The organism is Paenibacillus sp. J22R56, from assembly GCF_056269375.1.
On sequence record NZ_JBWDNV010000003.1, the window covers coordinates 282,307 to 300,782 of the forward strand.

Consider the following 18,476-nt stretch of genomic DNA (forward strand, 5'->3'; position numbering starts at 1 on the left):
ACAATTGAAACAAAATAAATATGATGATCCGGACTTTTTCGAAAAATACAGCCAAATGGCGCGCTCAATCGGCGGATTGGATGCAGCAGGGGAATGGCATGTTCTCCGCGGTATGCTCCCTGAACTGAAAGATAAGAATGTGCTTGATCTTGGCTGCGGCTATGGCTGGCATTGCCGTTATGCGCGGGAGCAAGGGGCCCGCAGCGTACTAGGTATTGATATCTCGGAAAAAATGATTGAACGGGCGCGGGAGTTTAACGAAGATCCTAATATTACTTATCGTCAGGCAGCAATCGAAGATATTGATTTTGAACCTGGACAGTTTGATGTGGTCATCAGTTCATTAGCTCTTCATTATATTGAGGATTTCGTCAGTGCTTGCCGAAAGATTTATGACAGCCTGGCACCAGGCGGCAGCTTTATTCTCTCTATGGAGCATCCCATCTTTACGGCGGTTGCTGCACAGGATTGGCATTACGGACATGGCGGGGAGCGGCTTCATTGGCCGGTAGATCACTATCAGAGCGAAGGTCAAAGAATCGCGAGATTCCTGGACTCGGATGTCGTGAAATATCATCGTACGGTGGCAACGATCATGAATGCTCTTATTCAAGCAGGGTTCCGGATCACAGAGGTTGCGGAGCCTGGTCCGTCCGAGGAAGCTTTGAAGCAATATCCTGATATGATCGATGAGACCCGCCGGCCGATTTTCCTACTGCTCGCGGCACTTAAATAGAAATTCCCACATTTGTTTCTAGTTGTGTTACGATCAGTGGCAGAACGAAACTTTCACATTGGAGTGTAACAAGTATGGGAACACCTTATTCTGCTGTCCTGACTCTTATGGTGACAGCTGGTGTTATTAATATCATCATGGGCATTTATGTGATGTCGAACCGATCTAAGCAGTTGATGGGGAAGACGTTTATCACGATGTGCTTCTTATCGGCCATCTATATATTTGGTTCCGCTCTTGAGCTGTCGGCGGGCACGCTTAAGGAAGTGAAATTTTGGATTACGGTCGAATATTTCGGCATGCCCTTCCTGCCGCCGGTTAGTCTAATGCTCATTATGCATTTCCTTGGGATGGAACGGTTTTTAAAATGGCGACTGCGCTTCATTATGTATTTGATGCCGCTTATTACACTGGTGCTTGTCTTGACCAATGACTTGCATCATTTCTATTACCGCTCGATTGAACTGCATATAGAGCCTGATCTCCATAAGGTCGATTTGAATGTAGGGCCCTGGTATATTATCCAGGGCGGCTATACCTTCGGCTGTATGATTGGCGGAGTTGTTCTACTGCTGCTCTATTGGAATCGGATGCGGTCTTCTTATCGTCTTCAGCATATTATTATGACCGTTGGGCTCTTGCTGCCGCTTCTTGGTGATTTTCTTTATCTCGGCAACCTGACACCTGGCGGGATTGATCCGATTCCCGTCATTATGACGATTACTGCTGCACTATATATGTGGGGGCTCGTCTCGAAGGGGATGCTGAATGTCGCCCCAGTTGCCCGGGATACTTTGTTCGAGAGTATGAGCGATGGCGTACTCGTGCTGGATATGAACAATCGGCTGGTCGATTATAATCCCGCAGCGGCGTCCGTTCTGCCAGAACTGACTACCTCTTCTCTTGGAACGGCGATTGAGCCTATTCTTGCCCTTCATACAGATGTTAATTTGCTTACACTATATGAAGGTGGGGAAGGAGAGACGCCGCGCGTTCATGATGAGATTAAGTGGACGGCTGGTGATCAATCTTACTATTACCAAATTCGCTCTTCCTTTGTTCGGAACAAAGGGGGCAAGGAGACAAGCAAACTGATTGTAATGATTGATATGACGGAGCGGGTAAGACTGCAGGAGCAGCTTCGTGAACTTGCCTACCATGACGGTTTAACCGGTATATTCAACCGTCTCCATTTTATTCACTTGAGCGAGGCGCTTCTTCATCAATCGGCCACCAAGGACGAACCACTTGCCCTGTTATTATTTGATATCGATCATTTCAAGCAAATTAATGATGCATACGGCCATGATGTAGGAGACCGCGCGCTGCTGCATGTCGTAGAGGTATGCCGGAATATGCTGCGTCCGGAGGATGTGTTTGGCCGTTACGGCGGTGAAGAATTTGTTATGGCAATGCCAGGTTTATCTTGGGAAGAAGCGGAAGCGGCCGCACAGCGGATCCGAAGTGAGATCGCGGTACAGTCGATGGTTGCAGCCACTTCGGAGCAGGAAATATCCGTAACGGCCAGCTTTGGCATCGCTGTTGCCCGGGGAGGCTGTGAGGAAACGGACGGCGGCATTAATCAACTGCTGAAGTCAGCGGACAATGCGCTGTATGAGGCAAAGCACAGCGGCCGGAATACGGTTCGCTTAGCGAATGGCAGCAACTAAGAAGAAGCATGCTCCTTGAACAAGGACATGCTTCTTTTTGTCATATTGGGCTATCGAAAGATAGCGAAATCCCAAGAGTGATGTCTGATTTAGGAGATAAGGAGGATTTTATAGTCCTAGATGGAATTATAGTAAATAAAGGAAAACGTGTATAATAGCCGATTGGGGATGAGGGGAGGAGCATCATTGTTTCGCGGGAAAAGCTTTTCGTTACACTTTGGTATTCTCCTGCTAGTGTTATGTGCAGGATGGCTGATATTGCTGCGGAATGAATCGTTCACCGGGGTAGTCGTCAGCAATATTCTTCAGACGTTGTCTGCATTTTATGCCTCCTTCTTACTGCTTCGGACATCGTATAAAGAGACGAGGTTCTGGTTCTATTACGGTCTCGGACTCTCGTTGTATGCCGTTGCTCAGCTCATCTGGACGATCGTTACCATCATGAGGAATCATGAACCTGATTATATGGGGATCCCAGAAGTATTATGGCGGATTCAGTATGTGTTTTATTTTATCGCGATCTATATGCAGTACCATCAGCGCCGCTCGCATCTTGCTCTGCGGTTCATCCTTGATATTTTATTGTACGGTACGATTGCTTCCACCCTCTATTGGAACTTTCAAATGAAACCGATCCTGCCTCATCATTATGTAGACCAAGATACGATTGGTTACACCATGTTTAACTCTTCGATTAGCGCCGTTATGGTATTTCTTCTTCTGTTTTTCAGCTGGTATGGGAAGAAGGTACTCTCAGGAAGATCTCAGTTTTTGCTGTTATCTGGTTTTATAATCAAATTATTAGGCAACATGGCATTCGTCTATTTGCTGCCTTACACAACCGTAGGCTATCAATGGGAATGGGTGTCTGATTTCTGCTGGTTTCTTGGTAGTTTACTCTTAGGGTTTGCTGCATTGCCTGACAAGGACACAGAGACAGCATCACTCAGGCCGGGGAATGAAGCGAGACAAACGTTTGTGAAACGATATGCGCTTATTATCTTTGTTTGTGCGGCGCTCATTGCCGTGATTTGCAGGCTGGGTGATTTTTCGATTATTAGCGTAGGAGCAATTGTGACGGTTGTTCTGCTTGGTATTCGATTATCGGTGGGCATCTACGAACTGGAATCTGCAGGTGCAGCTTTAATGCAGTCTCGCGTGAATTACGGCAATTTCATAGAAAGCTCTTTGTTTGGGGTCTTTATCGAGCAAAATGGCAGACTGGTCTATATGAATCAGCATGGAGAGAGCATGTTTGGCTGCAAGCAGGGGCAGATGCTGGGCCAGCCGCTGGCGAGCTTTATGGTGGAGGAGGACCGCGACAGATTGAAGCAGGAATTCACCGCGATCTGCCGCCTCAAGCAAACTTCACGGATCGCTATTGCTGCACGCAAGGCCAACCAGACAGATCTCTTCCTCGAAATGCAGGCAGCTCCGGCGTACTTCCGAGGGCAGCCTGCAATATCAGGATTGCTGCTGGATGTGACGGAGAGCAAGCTGTCTGAGCAGCATTTGATTCGGTCTGAAAAGTTGTCTGTTATCGGTCAATTAGCAGCGGGGGTTGCCCATGAAATTCGCAATCCGCTGACTGCGCTGAAAGGCTTCACTCAACTGCTGCACCGTTCGGCCGTACATAACCGTCATTACTTTGACATGATGCTGACGGAGCTGGAGCGTATTAATTATATTGTAGGCGAGTTTATGCTGCTCTCGAAGCCTAATCAATGGCAGCAGATGACTCACTGTGATATGGGGTCGCTGTTGGATGATATCGTTCCGATTATGCAGTCCCAGGCGATAATTACGAATGTGATCATTTCAGCTGAGAAAAGCCCGGATTTGCCGATCGTGTTGTGTGATGCCAATCAGATCAAGCAGGTTCTCGTCAATTTGATGAAGAACTCGCTTGAAGCTATGCCAAGCGGCGGTACGTTGCATGTTCATCTGAAGAAAGATCATACGGGGTATATTGTCATTGATATTATCGATCAAGGGATTGGAATACCGCAGCATGTCATCGATCGGCTTGGTGAACCGTTCTATACGACCAAAGAGACGGGGACAGGATTAGGGCTTACCGTATGCTTCAAGATTATTCAATCGCATGGCGGGACCCTCACGATCAGCAGTGAACCAAACGTGGGAACGACGGCAACGATTCGTTTACCGGTATAAACAGCAAGAATCCCCTGGAGCTGTTCCAGGGGATTCTTGTTTGTTAAATACGAATATCAATCGTGTTGCCGGTAGTGCCGTTAAGAGCCTGGTTATTACGGATCATGTTGACGCCAAGCTGGTTGCTTGCTGCACCTTGTTGATTCATGTTTTGCTGATTCGAGCTTTGTTGATTAGCCGTCTGATCCGCTGCCTTTGATTGCTTTTGCGCAATTTGCAGCTGAAGTTGTTGAATCTGCTGTTGCAGCTGTTGCGTCTTTGTTTCTTTTGTTTTAGCATCATCTTTGCTTTGAGCGACTTCCTTGAGCTGCTTCTCAAGACTCTCGAGTTGTTTCTCCAGGGAAGTCGTGTCTGAAGCGCTGCTTGAAGAGTAAGATGATGAGCTTTGCGATACGGATGAAATATTCAATGTGTTCACCTCTTCCATGTACGATCTACGTTCACATGGTGTATATCGGTTTGGAAGATGAACGGAGCATGAACACAGTCTGAAAGTTAGCTGAATGTCCTTTTTATTGCTTAATATCCGTGCGATAGCTGAGTAAACCAAGGATCAAAGCAGAACCAGCCAGAATCGCACCGATCCATGGAAGAGCACCAAGAGCAATATGAGTAATAACCCAGCCGCCAATGAAAGCACCGGCTGCATTGCCAAGGTTGCCGGCCGAATGGCTGGACGTTGAGGCGAGGGCAGGTGCTGCCTGTGCCAGACTCATAATGCGTACTTGAAGTCCCGGGAATACCGCAAAGGATGCTGCTCCCCATAGGAAGATGGTAATAACCGCTGTTATTTCATTATGAATGGTAAAGGTGAAGATCGTCAGAATAACGGCAATCGCTAGATAAAGGCCAAGGATGGAAGGCATCAGCTTCCAATCCGCCAGCTTGCCGCCAACAATGTTGCCGACGGTTACGCCGATGCCAAACAGAATAAGAATCCAGGTAACGCTATGCTCAGCGAAGCCTGTAATATCGGTCAGCATAGGCGCAATGTACGTAAATACGGCGAATAGCCCAGCGTTGCCGAGTGCTGTAATAAGCAGGTACACAAGCAGCTTAGGTCTGATTATGGCGGAGAGCTGCTGGATCAGGCTGACCTGTTTGCTCAGCCGTAATTTTGGAATAAAGATCATAATGCCAATTAGCGCAAGAACACCCATGACCGCAATTGAGCCAAAAGAAGCCCGCCAGCCCCAGTTCTGTCCGATATAGGTACCGATCGGAACGCCGATAATATTGGCTATCGTGAGTCCTGCCATCATAATGGATACAGCTCCGGCCTGCTTATCCGCTCTTACGAGATTAGAGGCGATGACAGCACCAACACCAAAGAAGGTGCCATGCGTTAAGGCTGTAATCATCCGGGCGACCATAAGCACCGCGTAGTTTGGAGCTACGACGGCTAACCCATTGCCAAGGATAAAGAGAAGCATAAGGATGCATAGCAGCTTTTTCTGCGGGATACGGCTGGTCAAGATGGTCATGATTGGAGCACCAACCGCCACGCCGAGGGCATACATCGTAATCAGCTGTCCTGCAGAGGAGATGCTGACATTCAGGTCATTTGCCACATTCGGGAGAATACCCATGATGACGAACTCCGTCATCCCAATGGCGAAGGCGCCAATGGTAAGGGATAGAACAGATATAGGGAAACGCTCTTTGGAGGCTTGCCCTTGTGATCCTTTATTACTGGTTAATCGTTGTGAGACTTCCATTTGTAAAGCCAACCTTTCTGTTGCGCGAGCACCGTGCTGAATAATAACCCCTATTATTTCGCTTCAAAGGCATATAAGCAAGAACATTTTTTGTGCTGAAGGCTAGGAATTGCTGGTATGATAAACAAGAAAGGGCTTACATTATCTGCAAAAAGGGGATGGGGTTAAAGGTGGGGAAAAAGGGGCTCTATCGTGAATATTTTTTGCATGCGGATATTATGATTATGACGGTGGTATTGATTGGCCTGTGTGCAATGGCTGTCTATGAGAAATTCACGATTTATAGCTTGGTGTTCTTCCTCATTGGGCTTATTGGTTTCATGTTCAGCGAATATTTGACTCATCGTTTCTTCTTCCATCTGAAGGCCCCCAGGAATCCGTTGTTCCTAAAATTTCTGAAGCGGCTGCATTATGATCATCACACGGATCCACATGATTTGAAGCTTCTATTCCTGCCGGTCTGGTACAGCTTGCCGAACCTTGGCGCGTTTGCGCTGTTGTTCTATCTGGTTACGGGGATGATTGACATTACCTTTGCCTTCGCCGCAGGGCTTGTTGCGATGCTGCTTGTGTATGAGTGGAAGCATTATGTGGCGCATCGGCCCATCCAGCCGAAGTCAAAGTTCTGGAAATGGAATAAGCGGATGCATCTGCTGCATCATTTTAAGAACGAGAATTATTGGTACGGCGTATCTACACCGCTAGTGGATGCTCTCTTCGGAACGCTCAAGGATGAGAAGGATGTGCCAACGAGTGATACGGTGAAAAATTTGGAGAAGCGCGGGCAAACGCTGTCGTCCTGAAAGGGGTAAGTATGCGAAAAGGGACTTTAATCGGTAAAGGCATGACCGCTGAAGTATATGAATGGAGCGACAGGTATGCGCTGAAGCTCTATTATGAGGGTATTCCGAAGGATTGGATGACATACGAGGCGGAAATAGGTGAGACCGTACATCAGGCGGGCGTACCTGCACCGGCTGTTTATGAGCAGTTGGAGGTTGATGGGCGAAGCGGGCTGCTGTATGAGAGAATCTCCGGCCAATCCCTGTCCGCAAGTATGCTAAGTGAACCTGAACGGGTAAAGCATTATGGCGAAGTGTTTGCGAGGCTGCATGCAAGCATCCATCGCAGCAAGACGGATAAGCTGCCTCGGCAAAAGGATCGGTTGGCACAGTTTATTGAGCAGTCTGCTCCCTTCTTGGGAGAAAGAGTTCATCTGTTGCTAACGGTGTTAGAAGGTTTGCCGGAAGGAGAATACATCTGTCATGGTGATTTGCATCCAGATAACGTTCTGCAATCAGATGGCCAACTGACGGCCATTGATTGGATGGATGCCAATAGGGGAGATCCGCTATGCGATGTCGCCAGAACATCAATGATCTTCTTGTCGCCATTCCTTGCGATGCCGCCGATCTCTATTAGTCCAGCGTTTAGCCATCAACTGAACAATGATTACTTGACCGAATATTGCAGGATCACAGGAGCGAGCCTGACAGATATCGACCGCTGGCGGCTGCCAGTCGCCGCTGCAAGACTTCGTGAGCGGGTACCATACGAGCAAGAGTGGCTGCTTGCGTATATCGATGAGCAGCTGCAAGCCTTGAAATAAAAAAGCCTCCCCTACCGCTATGTGAAGCAGAAGGGGAGGCTTTTTTGAAAATTTCACTTATTTCGAAGACGCGGCAATTTCCTTGCGGACAATAGGCGCCACTTTGGTGCCAAGCAGCTCAATCGCACGAAGCATATCTTTATGCGGAATCGAGCTGGTGTCGACATGCAGGAAGAAGCGGGTGAGGCCAAGATTTTTGTGCAGCAAAATAATTTTCTCCGCTACATACTCGGCTTCCCCGACATAGAGAGCCCCACGCAGGCTGCGCGCCGCGTCGAATGCTTCGAAGGTGTATGGAGGCCATCCGCGTTCACGGCCAATGACATTCATCATCGCCTGCTGGGCAGGGTAGAAGAGTTCTGCCGCTCTTTGTTCTGTATCACTAATAAAGCCATGCGAGTGCGTGCCGATCTGCATTTTTTTCGGATCATGGCCTGCACGAATGTAAGCTTCCTTGTACAGTTCAACCAGTGGAGCAAATCGCTCCGGCATGCCGCCAATAATAGCGAAGCATACTGGCAGACCAAGTGCGCCCGCACGAATTGCCGACTGCGGGTTGCCGCCAGTCGCAATCCAGACTGGAAGCTGCTCCTGAACCGCACGCGGATAGACGGCTAAGTTATTCATTGCAGCGCGGTGATTGCCTTGCCAGGTGACCTTCTCTTCTTTCGTAATCTGAAGCAGCAGCTCCAGCTTTTCATCAAACAGCTCATCATAGTCTTCTAAGCTGTAGCCAAACAGCGGGAAGGATTCAATAAACGACCCTCTTCCAGCCATAATTTCAGCTCGTCCATTCGAGATGGCATCTACCGTGGAGAATCCTTGGTAGACGCGGACCGGATCATCCGAGGATAATACGGTAACTGCGCTTGAGAGGCGAATATGCTTGGTCTGTGAGGCTGCTGCCGCCAAAATAACATGAGGTGCACTCGCTGCATAATCTGCGCGGTGATGCTCTCCAATTCCATAAACATCAAGACCAACTTGGTCGGCCAGGATCATTTCTTCGACACTGTTACGGATCCGTTCGGCATGGCTGTAAGCCCCGCCCATCCCCGGATAAGGTTTTGCTTCTAGAAAAGTACTAATGCCTAGTTCAAAATTGACTGCTGATTCGGTCATATAAGTCCGCCTCCTTCATTTCCTCTAGTGTACTAATTTTTTTAGAGTTTCTCAATTATAGTTAGCAAGATTATCGGAAGTAGGGCACAAAAAGACAGTTGTCTTAGGATGATCGAATCAGGGTAGAGATATGAAATTCGAACTTTAGCCATTGGGGAATTACATACAGGTGTGCAACAAATTCGGTTATTTCGCGTATCTTTTTTATGAAACGGGGTGTTAACTTTGTTCGTGACGATAAGCAGAAAGTTATTCGAAGTGCTTGGTGATGATGAATTAAGGCAGGCATGCATGGGGCCAATCGTGGAGCAGATTCGCGGGAAGAGTCCTGCGGTGAAGTCGCAGGCACTTGCCGGGCTGAACCCATCACAGCAGGCCTTGTTCATGTATGGTGTTTGGTTCGATCATGCCAAGCAATCACCGATGGAGCTGTACTGCTGGACGGCTCAAATGCTCAGCCAGCCTGGCTATTGGGAAGGCGTTACGAAAGCACTCAAGTACTTTGATAACGAGGAAATGTCAGTCATTCTGGAAGAGCTTCGGGTGCTGCTCGACATTCATGTCCTGCAGAAAGGCCGTGACTTAAGTGAAGTGACGTTCAAGGATTTGGTGCAGCAGGAAGATCTGAATGAACAGGTTCAGGAATGCTACAGAAGTTTCCAGGCGGAGGTGCCGTGCAGCATGCACCGGCTGGCTCAATATATCCGCGCTCATGCGGAAGATTTTATAACCTTTTTACCGGAGGCAGAGAACAGGAATGATTGATTTACTTGCGATAGTCCCTGAGCTTCAAGATTGTATAAGGCTGGAGCTGATTCACAAGGGGTATTCCAGCGACAGTAAATATATCGCTTATGATCGTGACGATCAGCCGCTATACCTTCTCCGGACTTATACACTTGAAGAGGAAGCGCGTAAGCAGCAGGAATTCCATGTGCTCAAGCAGATGAGGGATCAGGATGTGCTTTGCTCGCGGCCGATCGCTATTGGTGTTCTGCAGGACCATGCACTAGGCTATATGCTGCTGTCCTATATCGATGGTGGTGATGGGACTGACGAGCTGCCGCTCTTAAGTGAAAGTGAGCAATACGAGATTGGTCTGCAAGCGGGAGTGGAGCTTCGCAAAATCCATCAGATTCATGCACCAGATGTAATTGAGCCATGGTATGACCGTACGGTTGCGAAATATAAGCGATATCGGGAGCGTTATGAACAAATTGGAGTCAAGCTGGCTTTTGAGGACAAGCTGTTTTCTTTTATAGAAGCTAATTTGCTGCTTATGAAGAATCGCCCAAACAACATGCAGCATGATGATTTCCACGTGGGTAATTTGATTGTGAAGGACGGAAGGCTATCCGGTGTCATTGATGTGAACCGGTTTGACTGGGGAGATCCCGTACATGAATTTTTGAAGGCAGGCTTCTTCAGCGTGGAGGTTAGTATTCCGTTTACAGTCGGTCAAATCGATGGCTATTACGAGAACGGAAAGCCTGATGATTCATTCTGGGCGTTGTATTCGCTTTATACCGCGATGACCATCCTGTCATCTATTGTATGGATTCTTCGCGTCAAGCCGGAGGAGCTGGATGACATGCTTAGCAGAACAAATAAGGTATGGGATGACCATGATGGCTTTGACCTGCTTGTGCCAAAGTGGTACAGCTCGTATCAACAATAATAAGAAGAGCCTTCACTTGAGTGAGGGCTCTTTGCTTATGGCCTGGACTGAGGCATTTCCTTCAGTCCAAATGTGACGAACGGTCCATAATTGGCAACATTCATCATAATCGAGGCCATTTGGGCAGGCGTTTGATCCAGATCACATTCAAGCCAATGCATAAGCATACCGAAATGTGCCGAGGTCATATACGCGACAACATAGTCTCGCCGTACGTTCAAGTTGGTAGCATCAGGAATGCTGACCTTCTCATAAATATGGTTAGCCATGAGCTTACGGAATTGGATCGCATAAGAAAGGTCGCCGTTTGGCCCAAACATCACCTTTAGGAAGTCCGCGTGCTTGGCAAATTCCTCAAAGACTTGGATACCTAGTGGATAAGGCTCTCCGCGGTCGGCATATTCCATTGCTTTGCGGAAGTTCAATTTAATCACATACTGCTCAATACTCTTGAATACATGTTCCTTCAATTGCTGCAGCATATCGGGAACATCCCGGTAATGCAGGTAAAAGGTTCCTCGATTCAGGTTCGCGTGATTTGTAATATCTGTGACGGTAACATGATCGATGCCTTTTTCCCCGATTAGAACCATAAGCGATTCATAGATCTGCTGCTTCGTCTTTGCCTTTCTCCTGTCGATTTTCTCTGACATGGCTTTGACTCCTCTGCAATTTTGCTGCGTTTATGAACACTTGCTTGCTTATGTGATGATTAATGAACAGGACGGTGAGGAATGATTATTGTATATTTCATCTGTCTCTCATTATAATTAACAATGTGATCATTAATCAACACATTGTTCATTTATAGAGATAGGGAGATGGGGATGAAATGGCTATCTTTAAGCAAAAAATACTATGGATCGGAATTCTGATCGTTATCGTTGTACTTGGGGTATTTGGACTCGCGATGATGGGATCTGTGCTTGGCACAAAACCTCAACATGTACCCGTTGCGCTGGTCGTACTCGATCAGCCGGTAGATCTGCCAACTGGTGATAAACTTGCTGTTGGTGAAATGCTGAAGGAGCAGTTAACGTCAAATAAACAGCTGCCGATCAGCTGGAAAATCGTTGGTTCTGAGGAAGAGGCTCGCAAAGGGCTCGACTCCCGTGACTATTATGGGGCGCTGGTGTTGCCCGCAGATTTGAGTGCTGGTGTGGCTTCGCTGATGGGACCGTCCCCAACACCGGCTACTGTGAGTATTATCAGCAATGACGGGATGAATACGCAGGCAGCGACCGTTGTGAAGCAAGGCCTTGGTCAAGTAATGAAGATGGTTTCTCTTGAGATGTCGAAGTCCACATTGGAGCAGATGTCCCAGCGTACGGACCAAATATCAGTAGATGCAGCAACAGCACTGCTCACTCCGATTCAGGTGGACGAAGAAACCGTCCATCCCGTCGGCACGAACAATGCTAGCGGGAATGCGCCGGGCCTGCTGACGCAAATTATGTGGATGGGCAGCTTAGTTAGTGCCATGATCCTGTTCCTTGCAAGCGGCAGCGCTAAGAAGGCGACTGGTCGTAAGTGGTCTGCGCATTTGTTGCAACCGATTATCGGTATCGTATTGGTTGGCGCTGCATCCGGTTTCCTCGTATGGATGGCAAGTGGATGGTATGGCATGGAGCTGACGTCTGCTGTAGATACATGGTTGTTCTTATGGCTCGGAGGCTCAGCGTTCTACTTGATGCAGTCCATGCTGCTCAACTGGATTGGTTTCCCGGCTATGGCGATTCTCGTGCTGCTCATGTTCTTCTCGATGCCGATCCTGAACATGCCGCAAGAATTCCTGTCGGATACAACACAAAACCTGCTGTATTCGTGGACTCCGCTTCGCTTCGTTGCTGGTGGACTGCGCGAAATTATGTACTTCGGCGGTTTGAAGGCCGTCAGCACGAATGCTGCAGTGCTTTGGAGCATTGCCGGCGGCTGCTTGGTGCTCCTCTTAGCTGCAGGTGTGAAAAAAGGCAAAGCCGCAGCGGCACAATCCGCTGCAGCGTAAGTTAAAGGTTAGGCTGTCCCTAGGGGACAATGTCATTAAGTTAACTTAACTTAATGACATTGCCCAGTGGGACAGCCTTTTTTCTTTGCCTGCTTCATTTTTTCGTGTAATGGCGGGGCTTAGAGGTTACAATAAAACTTGGAATAAATAAGAAATGAGAAGGACTGAGTATATGGGGATGCAGCGAACAACGATATTAATCGCGGAGGATGACCCGGATATTGCAGAACTGATCGCACTCCATTTGGGCAAAGAGGGGTATCAGCTTCTGAAGGCTGCCGATGGCAGGGAAGCGGTCCGTCTCGTTCAAGGGAACAGTATTGATCTGGTAATTCTCGACATTATGATGCCGCATATGGACGGCTACGAAGTCATTCGTGTCATCCGGGAGCAGCAGTATCGGATGCCGATTATTTTCCTAAGTGCCAAGACATCCGACTTCGATAAAATAACAGGCCTCGTTATGGGAGCCGACGACTATATGACAAAGCCGTTTAATCCGATGGAGCTGCTTGCGAGAGTAAATGCCCAGCTGCGGCGGTTCAAGCAGCTTAATCAACCGGCTTCACCATCCAATCAAGCGACTATTGTCGCAGGAGGGCTGACCATTGATCTCGAGCAGCGCACCGTTACTTTGTACAATGACCGTATTGAGCTCACGCCTAAAGAGTTTGATATCCTGTACCTGCTGGCGAGCCATGCCAAAAAGGTGTTCAGTGCGGAGCATATTTTTCAACAGGTATGGGGCGAGGCTTATTATGAGAGCGGCGGCAACACGGTGATGGTACATATTCGGACGCTGCGCAAAAAGCTTGGCGAGGACGACAAGCAGAAGCAGTGGATCAAAACCGTCTGGGGGGTCGGTTATGCTTTCCAAGGCTAACAAGACGCGAAGCTTCCGGACCCGGATGATTGAGCTGTTCGTCATGAGTCTGCTGATCTCTGGCGCAATAACTTTCCTGTTATACAGGCTGTTGCAGTCGTACTATAACTCGAGGGTCCGCTATGCGGATGATCCAATCGCTCAAGCTCGTGGCTGGATTTATGACATTGGTGATTTGAATTTCTTCCTTATCGTTTTTCTGCCGTTATCGTTCTTGCTCTTTTATCTCTTTACCAAGCCTTATGTGGCCTACTTTCAAGAAATATCGAGCGGTATTCATCGGCTGGCGAACGGCGATTTCAAGGGGGGCGTATCGATCTCCTCGAACGATGAGTTTGGTATCATTGCCAATGACCTGAATACGGCGGGAGAAATGCTTCAGAAGGCCGTCGAGCGGGGAGATTTTGCGGAAAACAGTAAGCATCAGCTCGTCTTGAATCTAGCGCATGATCTTCGTACACCACTCACATCGGTACTGGGCTATCTGGACTTTATCCTTCGGGATGAGCAGCTGACCCCCGAGCAGATGAAGCATTTTGCCACTATTGCATTTAATAAGTCGCAGCGTCTTGAACGGCTCATTGATGAGTTATTCGAGGTGACCCGAATGAATTATGGCAAGCTAACGCTGGACAAGCAGGCGATTGACTTATCTGGGCTGCTGCTGCAGCTAAACGAAGAGCTCTACCCATTGTTCAATAAGAACCGATTAACGGCGAGGCTGGAGCTCCCTCCTCAACTGATGATGCAAGCAGACGGCGAGCTAATCGCGCGGGTATTCGAGAATTTGCTGACGAACGCCGCCCGTTACGGACAGGATGGCCAATATGTGGATGTGAAAGGGCGGATCGAGAACAGTGAGGCTGTCGTTGAAGTGATCAATTACGGCGAGTTGATCAAGCCAGAGGATCTGCCACATCTATTCGATATGTTCTACACCGGCGATCGCGCCAGATCTCCGGAAGGAAGCACGGGGCTTGGCTTATTTATTGTTAAAAATATCGTCGAGCAGCATCAAGGCAGGATCACCGTAGAGAGCAGTGCTATTCGTACCATTTTTACGGTTCGATTACCAATTTAAGAAAAACTTTAACTTTTTCCCCACTTCTTCTTAAAAAGTGAACGCTATTCTTAGTTGCATGAACAAGCAAAGGGGAATGGAACATGAGGAAGTGGGTTTTTGCGTTTTTACTTGTTATTCTTCTCAGCTATGGCGTCTCACACTATATTACAGAAGATGCCGATGACAGCAAGGTTGAAATAGATGATGCATCGGAGCCGCCGCAGGACGGCCAAATGATTACCGTCAGCAAAGAACAGGTTTATAAGGGTGATCTGCTGCTCGTTAATACCGACTATGCGCTGCATCCCGAAGGGATCCGCTCCGATATTGTCTCGCTCTCGAACCGTCAAGATCTGGTGAAGGGTTACGGCTTGCTGGATCAATCCGTTCAGCTGTCGGAATCGGTCGTTAAGTCGTTTGGCAAGATGGTGGAAGGGGCAAAAGAAGACGGTGTTGAGCATTTTCTGATCAACAGCGGTTATCGAGATGCCGATAAGCAGGATCAGCTTTATCGCGATATGGGCCATGACTATGCCCTGCCGGCTTATCACAGCGAGCATAATCTTGGGGTGTCGCTTGATATTGGCTCAACGGAAGCAAAGATGGACGAAGCAGAAGAAGGCAAATGGCTGAAGAAGCATTCGGCCGAATATGGGTTCATTTTGCGCTATCCGAAAGGGAAAGAAGAGATAACGGGCATCCAGTACGAGCCGTGGCATTTCCGTTATGTTGGTGTGGCGCATAGCGCGATTATGCAGGAGCAGGATCTTACGCTAGAGCAATATTTGGACAAGCTTAAGCAGACAAAGGCGATATCCATCACCATCGACGGGCAAAAATATACGGTCACTTATTATCCGCTTGTGGGCGACAGTGCGACAGTCTCTGTACCGCAAGGCAAGCGATATGATATTTCCGGTAACAATTATGACGGTGTGATTGTGACGGTGTATGAATAAGGGGAAAAGCGCACATCGGGTGCGCTTTTTTTTGTTGATCAAGGTTAAAACACAAATGAAGTAAGCCGGTTATCGTCAAAGACGTGACCGGCTTTATTTGTTCCAGTGAGCGGGATAGACGAAGGACGGTGGAAGCTTGGTACTGGAGTTGCCTTTTGCAGACTGAAGCTGGACCTGGGTAAGGAATAGAGTGTCGCGTAAGTCCGCTCCACTTAGATCGGTATCGCGCATATCGGCTCCGATGAGATCCGCGTGGCGGAGGACAACATTCTGGAGATCGGCGGCGATGAGATAAGCTCCCCGTAGATTAGCCCCTCGAAGGTCCATACCTTGAAGCTTGGCACCGATTAAATCTGCACCACGTCCGATCACTTTTTTGAACCGAACGTTCGTCTTGATCTGAGGCGCTTGCGCCCGAACAAGCTCGCTTGCCTTCAGCAGCAATGTATTCACCTTCGCGCGGTGGGCGGCGACATCCAGCTCCAGCAATGCTTCAACGCTTAAGTAGGTAAACTGCTCGGTTTCCTCGATTGCCTCTCGAAGCTCTGTATGAATGGACTTGGTCGCTTGCTTCTCAAGTGCATCGGTCAAATACCAGAGCAGCTCGTGAAGATGCCATTGGGTAGGGAAAACGTCAAACATCTGCTTCGCAGTTTGTGGATTATGCCGCCAGTCGCGCCTACCGAAAGTAGCCTGTGAAATCTTTTGACCGGCACCAAAGCAGTCATATACGGTACAACCGCGAAAGCCTTGCTTCCGCAATTTATTGTGAATACCGCATCTGAAGTCCTCCTGCAGATTGCGGCAGGGCTGCCCGCTGAGTTTATCGATTGCAAAATCCCCGGATGCGGCAAAAGGAAGTGCGACGCAGCATATGCCAAAGCAGCGCTCACAATCCCCTTTTAAATCCTTACGGTCAAGGAGCATCGGACTCCCTCCTTTTACTCTCTTATTCTCTTTATTTTATAAGATGCAAAGTGAGGGATATAGGGAAAAAACAATTATATTCCTTTATGTGGAAGTTGTGGTCGTTTATGATAGAGGAAATGATGAGGGGGAACGATTGATCATGACTACTCAGATGGCTGTCAGCTCGGTGCTCGCTCCAGAATATTTGGAGAACGTCCTAAGTGGACAATATACGCTTGGACGCTGGACTGAATGTGTTTACTTTCTACGTGGCTTAAATGATACATACAGGGTTCGAACGGAAGAAGGAACCTATATTTTGCGGGTCTATCGTCAGCAGGTTCGTGAAGAGGATGCGGCTTATGAGATGGAGCTGCTGAATCTATTGGAGGAACAGCTGAAAGAGTCGGTAACTTCCACAGCGTCCCCAGTGCCGAAGGCTGATGGGAGCTGTTATTCGATCATTGCTGCACCTGAGGGAGAACGTATTGCCGTTCTGTTCTATTATGTCGAGGGGACGGAAAATAAGCTTCAGGATGAAGATATCTGTTATGCGTTTGGACAATCAGCTGCACAACTGCATCAAGCCATGGATCGGGTGAAAATAGAGCTGCCGCGACGAGAATTGGATATCGAGTTCCTTATTGAACAGCCGCTGCAGCGAATCATTCGCTATATTGGGGAGGAGCATCAAGCTGCATCTTTTCTGCGTCAATATGCAGATGTCTTGAAGGAGACAGTTGCCACAATCACTGCAGAAGGACTGGACTGGGGCATCTGCCACGGCGATATGCATGGCAACAATAATGCGTTTGAGACAGATGTAGGGTTTACGCATTTTGATTTTGAGTGGTCCGCACCTGGCTGGCGAGCCTACGATCTGGCACAGGTACGGATCAGAAAGCGGCAGTCTGCAGAGAACAAAGACATTCTTTGGGCCGCACTTTTAGCAGGATACCGATCGATTCGTCCTTTCTCGGAACAAGATGAGCAGGCAGTAGAGTTGTTCGTGCTCGTACGTAGACTTTGGATCATGAGTCTGGATGTGCTCTTCATTCCTACCCAATCTGGGATTCTTGACTTCGATGTGGATTGGCTGAACGACTTCCTGAAAGAGTTTCGTGAGGCGGGGCTTATGGGGGAGTAAGAAGGATAGGGGGATAACATGAGGCTTTTTAAACCCTTCTCCTTGTATTCATATCAGGAGTGATTGGTGGATCTCGGGACGAAGCAATCATATGAGATGGTTCCATCCAGCATAGAAGAATCGTATAGGCTAAGTGAACAATTTCTTCAAGGTGACCGGATGATTAAAGAATATCTTGAGGACATGAACAGATTTGATTTTCCTTATACGCTTCAGAAAATGTCTACCTATGATGTTCAAACAGATCCCGTATCCCCTAAAAAATCTATTCAACGAAGGATACGCTATGTCACAGCTGGAGTCGCAGGGTTATGTGAGCGCCATTCAAAATCGGGGCATCTTTGTAAAAGAAGTCTTGTTAAAGGAAATACTTGATATGATGGAGGTTCAGCATGCTTTTCAACGGATGGCGCTGAAGGCAGTGGCTGAGCTGGGGGAGAAGCCGGATCTTGCTGCGATGGAGAGGCATCTCCAAGGGCAGATCGAGGCGACGGAAAGGGTCGGTTATTTCGACTACCTTCAGCATTTCTATCAGTTCAACCGATGTCTGATTGCCGCATCGCGTAATTTGGTCGTGCTTGAGATGTTTGATGCCCTGCAGGACAAGATGCTGCGGTTCTCGATTGTTGGATATAAGAAGACTCCACATATACCGCATTTCTCGGCGAGTAAGATCAGCCGGAGCATCTTGGATCATCTAAGTGCAGGTGAATATGATGTAATCCGTGAGATTATGGACCAGATGCTGATTCAAGGCAAGAAGCGGATGATCGAATTAAATTTAACGAAACTTTAACCCCGG

At 48.1% G+C, this 18,476-nt stretch carries 18 protein-coding genes; 13 read left to right on the forward strand and 5 right to left on the reverse strand.

The window, feature by feature from the left end; genetic code table 11:
* Window positions 1–4: 4 nt before the first annotated feature.
* The 3 genes from AC0YNT_RS09230 to AC0YNT_RS09240 all read left to right on the forward strand — a co-directional run bounded on the left by AC0YNT_RS09230 (window position 5) and on the right by AC0YNT_RS09240 (window position 4,581).
* Complete coding sequence (locus AC0YNT_RS09230) at window positions 5–736, forward strand: class I SAM-dependent methyltransferase (protein WP_475804305.1); 732 nt, start codon at window positions 5–7, stop codon at window positions 734–736.
* 74 nt (window positions 737–810) lie between these two features.
* Window positions 811–2,406: a histidine kinase N-terminal 7TM domain-containing diguanylate cyclase gene (locus AC0YNT_RS09235; protein WP_475804306.1), complete on the forward strand. Its 1,596-nt coding sequence runs from the start codon at window positions 811–813 to the stop codon at window positions 2,404–2,406.
* Between the two features lie 186 nt (window positions 2,407–2,592).
* Window positions 2,593–4,581 carry an ATP-binding protein gene (locus tag AC0YNT_RS09240; protein WP_475804307.1) on the forward strand — a complete coding sequence of 663 codons (1,989 nt, stop codon included), beginning with the start codon at window positions 2,593–2,595 and terminating at the stop codon, window positions 4,579–4,581.
* Between the two features lie 43 nt (window positions 4,582–4,624).
* Here the strand turns inward: AC0YNT_RS09240 and AC0YNT_RS09245 are convergent, their stop codons facing one another.
* Window positions 4,625–4,990, reverse strand: a complete 366-nt coding sequence (locus tag AC0YNT_RS09245; RefSeq protein WP_475804308.1) for a FlxA-like family protein — start codon at window positions 4,988–4,990, stop codon at window positions 4,625–4,627.
* 103 nt (window positions 4,991–5,093) lie between these two features.
* On the reverse strand, window positions 5,094–6,299 hold the full coding sequence (locus tag AC0YNT_RS09250; protein WP_475804309.1) for an MFS transporter: 1,206 nt from the start codon (window positions 6,297–6,299) through the stop codon (window positions 5,094–5,096).
* A gap of 158 nt (window positions 6,300–6,457) precedes the next feature.
* Between AC0YNT_RS09250 and AC0YNT_RS09255 the strand changes: the two genes are divergently transcribed.
* Together AC0YNT_RS09255 and AC0YNT_RS09260 are read left to right on the forward strand one after the other, a co-directional pair.
* Window positions 6,458–7,102 carry a sterol desaturase family protein gene (locus AC0YNT_RS09255; RefSeq protein ID WP_475804310.1) on the forward strand — a complete coding sequence of 215 codons (645 nt, stop codon included), beginning with the start codon at window positions 6,458–6,460 and terminating at the stop codon, window positions 7,100–7,102.
* 11 nt (window positions 7,103–7,113) lie between these two features.
* Entirely contained in the window at window positions 7,114–7,908 is a 795-nt protein-coding gene (locus AC0YNT_RS09260) for a phosphotransferase family protein (RefSeq protein WP_475804311.1), read from the forward strand.
* Window positions 7,909–7,965: 57 nt separating this feature from the next.
* Here AC0YNT_RS09260 and AC0YNT_RS09265 read toward each other — a convergent pair whose 3' ends face one another.
* Window positions 7,966–9,030 (reverse strand): LLM class flavin-dependent oxidoreductase, encoded by a 1,065-nt coding sequence (locus AC0YNT_RS09265; RefSeq protein ID WP_475804312.1) that lies wholly within the window; start codon window positions 9,028–9,030, stop codon window positions 7,966–7,968.
* Window positions 9,031–9,261: 231 nt separating this feature from the next.
* Between AC0YNT_RS09265 and AC0YNT_RS09270 the strand changes: the two genes are divergently transcribed.
* The gene (locus AC0YNT_RS09270) at window positions 9,262–9,795 is read left to right on the forward strand and encodes a hypothetical protein (protein ID WP_475804313.1); all 534 of its coding nucleotides are present in this window, start codon (window positions 9,262–9,264) and stop codon (window positions 9,793–9,795) included.
* On the forward strand, window positions 9,788–10,708 hold the full coding sequence (locus AC0YNT_RS09275; RefSeq protein WP_475804314.1) for an aminoglycoside phosphotransferase family protein: 921 nt from the start codon (window positions 9,788–9,790) through the stop codon (window positions 10,706–10,708). Before AC0YNT_RS09270 ends, AC0YNT_RS09275 begins: the two co-directional genes overlap by 8 nt.
* A gap of 35 nt (window positions 10,709–10,743) precedes the next feature.
* On the opposite strand, the gene AC0YNT_RS09280 is transcribed toward AC0YNT_RS09275, so the two are convergent.
* Window positions 10,744–11,361 carry a TetR/AcrR family transcriptional regulator gene (locus AC0YNT_RS09280; RefSeq protein WP_475804315.1) on the reverse strand — a complete coding sequence of 206 codons (618 nt, stop codon included), beginning with the start codon at window positions 11,359–11,361 and terminating at the stop codon, window positions 10,744–10,746.
* A 179-nt stretch (window positions 11,362–11,540) separates the two neighbouring features.
* On the opposite strand from AC0YNT_RS09280, the gene AC0YNT_RS09285 reads away from it, so the two are divergent.
* From AC0YNT_RS09285 to AC0YNT_RS09300, 4 genes are all read left to right on the forward strand, one after another.
* Window positions 11,541–12,713: a YhgE/Pip domain-containing protein gene (locus AC0YNT_RS09285; protein ID WP_475804316.1), complete on the forward strand. Its 1,173-nt coding sequence runs from the start codon at window positions 11,541–11,543 to the stop codon at window positions 12,711–12,713.
* Between the two features lie 178 nt (window positions 12,714–12,891).
* Entirely contained in the window at window positions 12,892–13,596 is a 705-nt protein-coding gene (locus tag AC0YNT_RS09290; RefSeq protein ID WP_475804551.1) for a response regulator transcription factor, read from the forward strand.
* Window positions 13,580–14,677: a sensor histidine kinase gene (locus tag AC0YNT_RS09295; RefSeq protein WP_475804317.1), complete on the forward strand. Its 1,098-nt coding sequence runs from the start codon at window positions 13,580–13,582 to the stop codon at window positions 14,675–14,677. The genes AC0YNT_RS09290 and AC0YNT_RS09295 overlap by 17 nt, the downstream gene beginning before the upstream one ends.
* A gap of 83 nt (window positions 14,678–14,760) precedes the next feature.
* Window positions 14,761–15,618, forward strand: a complete 858-nt coding sequence (locus tag AC0YNT_RS09300) for a M15 family metallopeptidase (RefSeq protein ID WP_475804318.1) — start codon at window positions 14,761–14,763, stop codon at window positions 15,616–15,618.
* A gap of 93 nt (window positions 15,619–15,711) precedes the next feature.
* Here the strand turns inward: AC0YNT_RS09300 and AC0YNT_RS09305 are convergent, their stop codons facing one another.
* On the reverse strand, window positions 15,712–16,545 hold the full coding sequence (locus tag AC0YNT_RS09305; RefSeq protein ID WP_475804319.1) for a pentapeptide repeat-containing protein: 834 nt from the start codon (window positions 16,543–16,545) through the stop codon (window positions 15,712–15,714).
* A gap of 142 nt (window positions 16,546–16,687) precedes the next feature.
* Between AC0YNT_RS09305 and AC0YNT_RS09310 the strand changes: the two genes are divergently transcribed.
* Entirely contained in the window at window positions 16,688–17,674 is a 987-nt protein-coding gene (locus AC0YNT_RS09310) for a phosphotransferase (protein ID WP_475804320.1), read from the forward strand.
* 286 nt (window positions 17,675–17,960) lie between these two features.
* Window positions 17,961–18,470 carry a GntR family transcriptional regulator gene (locus AC0YNT_RS09315; RefSeq protein WP_475804321.1) on the forward strand — a complete coding sequence of 170 codons (510 nt, stop codon included), beginning with the start codon at window positions 17,961–17,963 and terminating at the stop codon, window positions 18,468–18,470.
* Window positions 18,471–18,476 lie beyond the last annotated feature (6 nt).

Bases quoted from the DNA above. Each gene is read 5' to 3' on its own strand.
- AC0YNT_RS09235 (WP_475804306.1), top strand. From the start codon at position 811: ATGGGAACACCTTATTCTGCTGTCCTGACTCTTATGGTGACAGCTGGT.
- AC0YNT_RS09285 (WP_475804316.1), top strand. From the start codon at position 11,541: ATGGCTATCTTTAAGCAAAAAATACTATGGATCGGAATTCTGATCGTT.
- AC0YNT_RS09305 (WP_475804319.1), bottom strand. From the start codon at position 16,545: ATGCTCCTTGACCGTAAGGATTTAAAAGGGGATTGTGAGCGCTGCTTT.
- AC0YNT_RS09300 (WP_475804318.1), top strand. From the start codon at position 14,761: ATGAGGAAGTGGGTTTTTGCGTTTTTACTTGTTATTCTTCTCAGCTAT.
- AC0YNT_RS09250 (WP_475804309.1), bottom strand. From the start codon at position 6,299: ATGGAAGTCTCACAACGATTAACCAGTAATAAAGGATCACAAGGGCAA.
- AC0YNT_RS09260 (WP_475804311.1), top strand. From the start codon at position 7,114: ATGCGAAAAGGGACTTTAATCGGTAAAGGCATGACCGCTGAAGTATAT.
- AC0YNT_RS09275 (WP_475804314.1), top strand. From the start codon at position 9,788: ATGATTGATTTACTTGCGATAGTCCCTGAGCTTCAAGATTGTATAAGG.
- AC0YNT_RS09265 (WP_475804312.1), bottom strand. From the start codon at position 9,030: ATGACCGAATCAGCAGTCAATTTTGAACTAGGCATTAGTACTTTTCTA.
- AC0YNT_RS09310 (WP_475804320.1), top strand. From the start codon at position 16,688: ATGACTACTCAGATGGCTGTCAGCTCGGTGCTCGCTCCAGAATATTTG.
- AC0YNT_RS09315 (WP_475804321.1), top strand. From the start codon at position 17,961: ATGTCACAGCTGGAGTCGCAGGGTTATGTGAGCGCCATTCAAAATCGG.
- AC0YNT_RS09295 (WP_475804317.1), top strand. From the start codon at position 13,580: ATGCTTTCCAAGGCTAACAAGACGCGAAGCTTCCGGACCCGGATGATT.
- AC0YNT_RS09255 (WP_475804310.1), top strand. From the start codon at position 6,458: ATGGGGTTAAAGGTGGGGAAAAAGGGGCTCTATCGTGAATATTTTTTG.
- AC0YNT_RS09290 (WP_475804551.1), top strand. From the start codon at position 12,892: ATGCAGCGAACAACGATATTAATCGCGGAGGATGACCCGGATATTGCA.
- AC0YNT_RS09280 (WP_475804315.1), bottom strand. From the start codon at position 11,361: ATGTCAGAGAAAATCGACAGGAGAAAGGCAAAGACGAAGCAGCAGATC.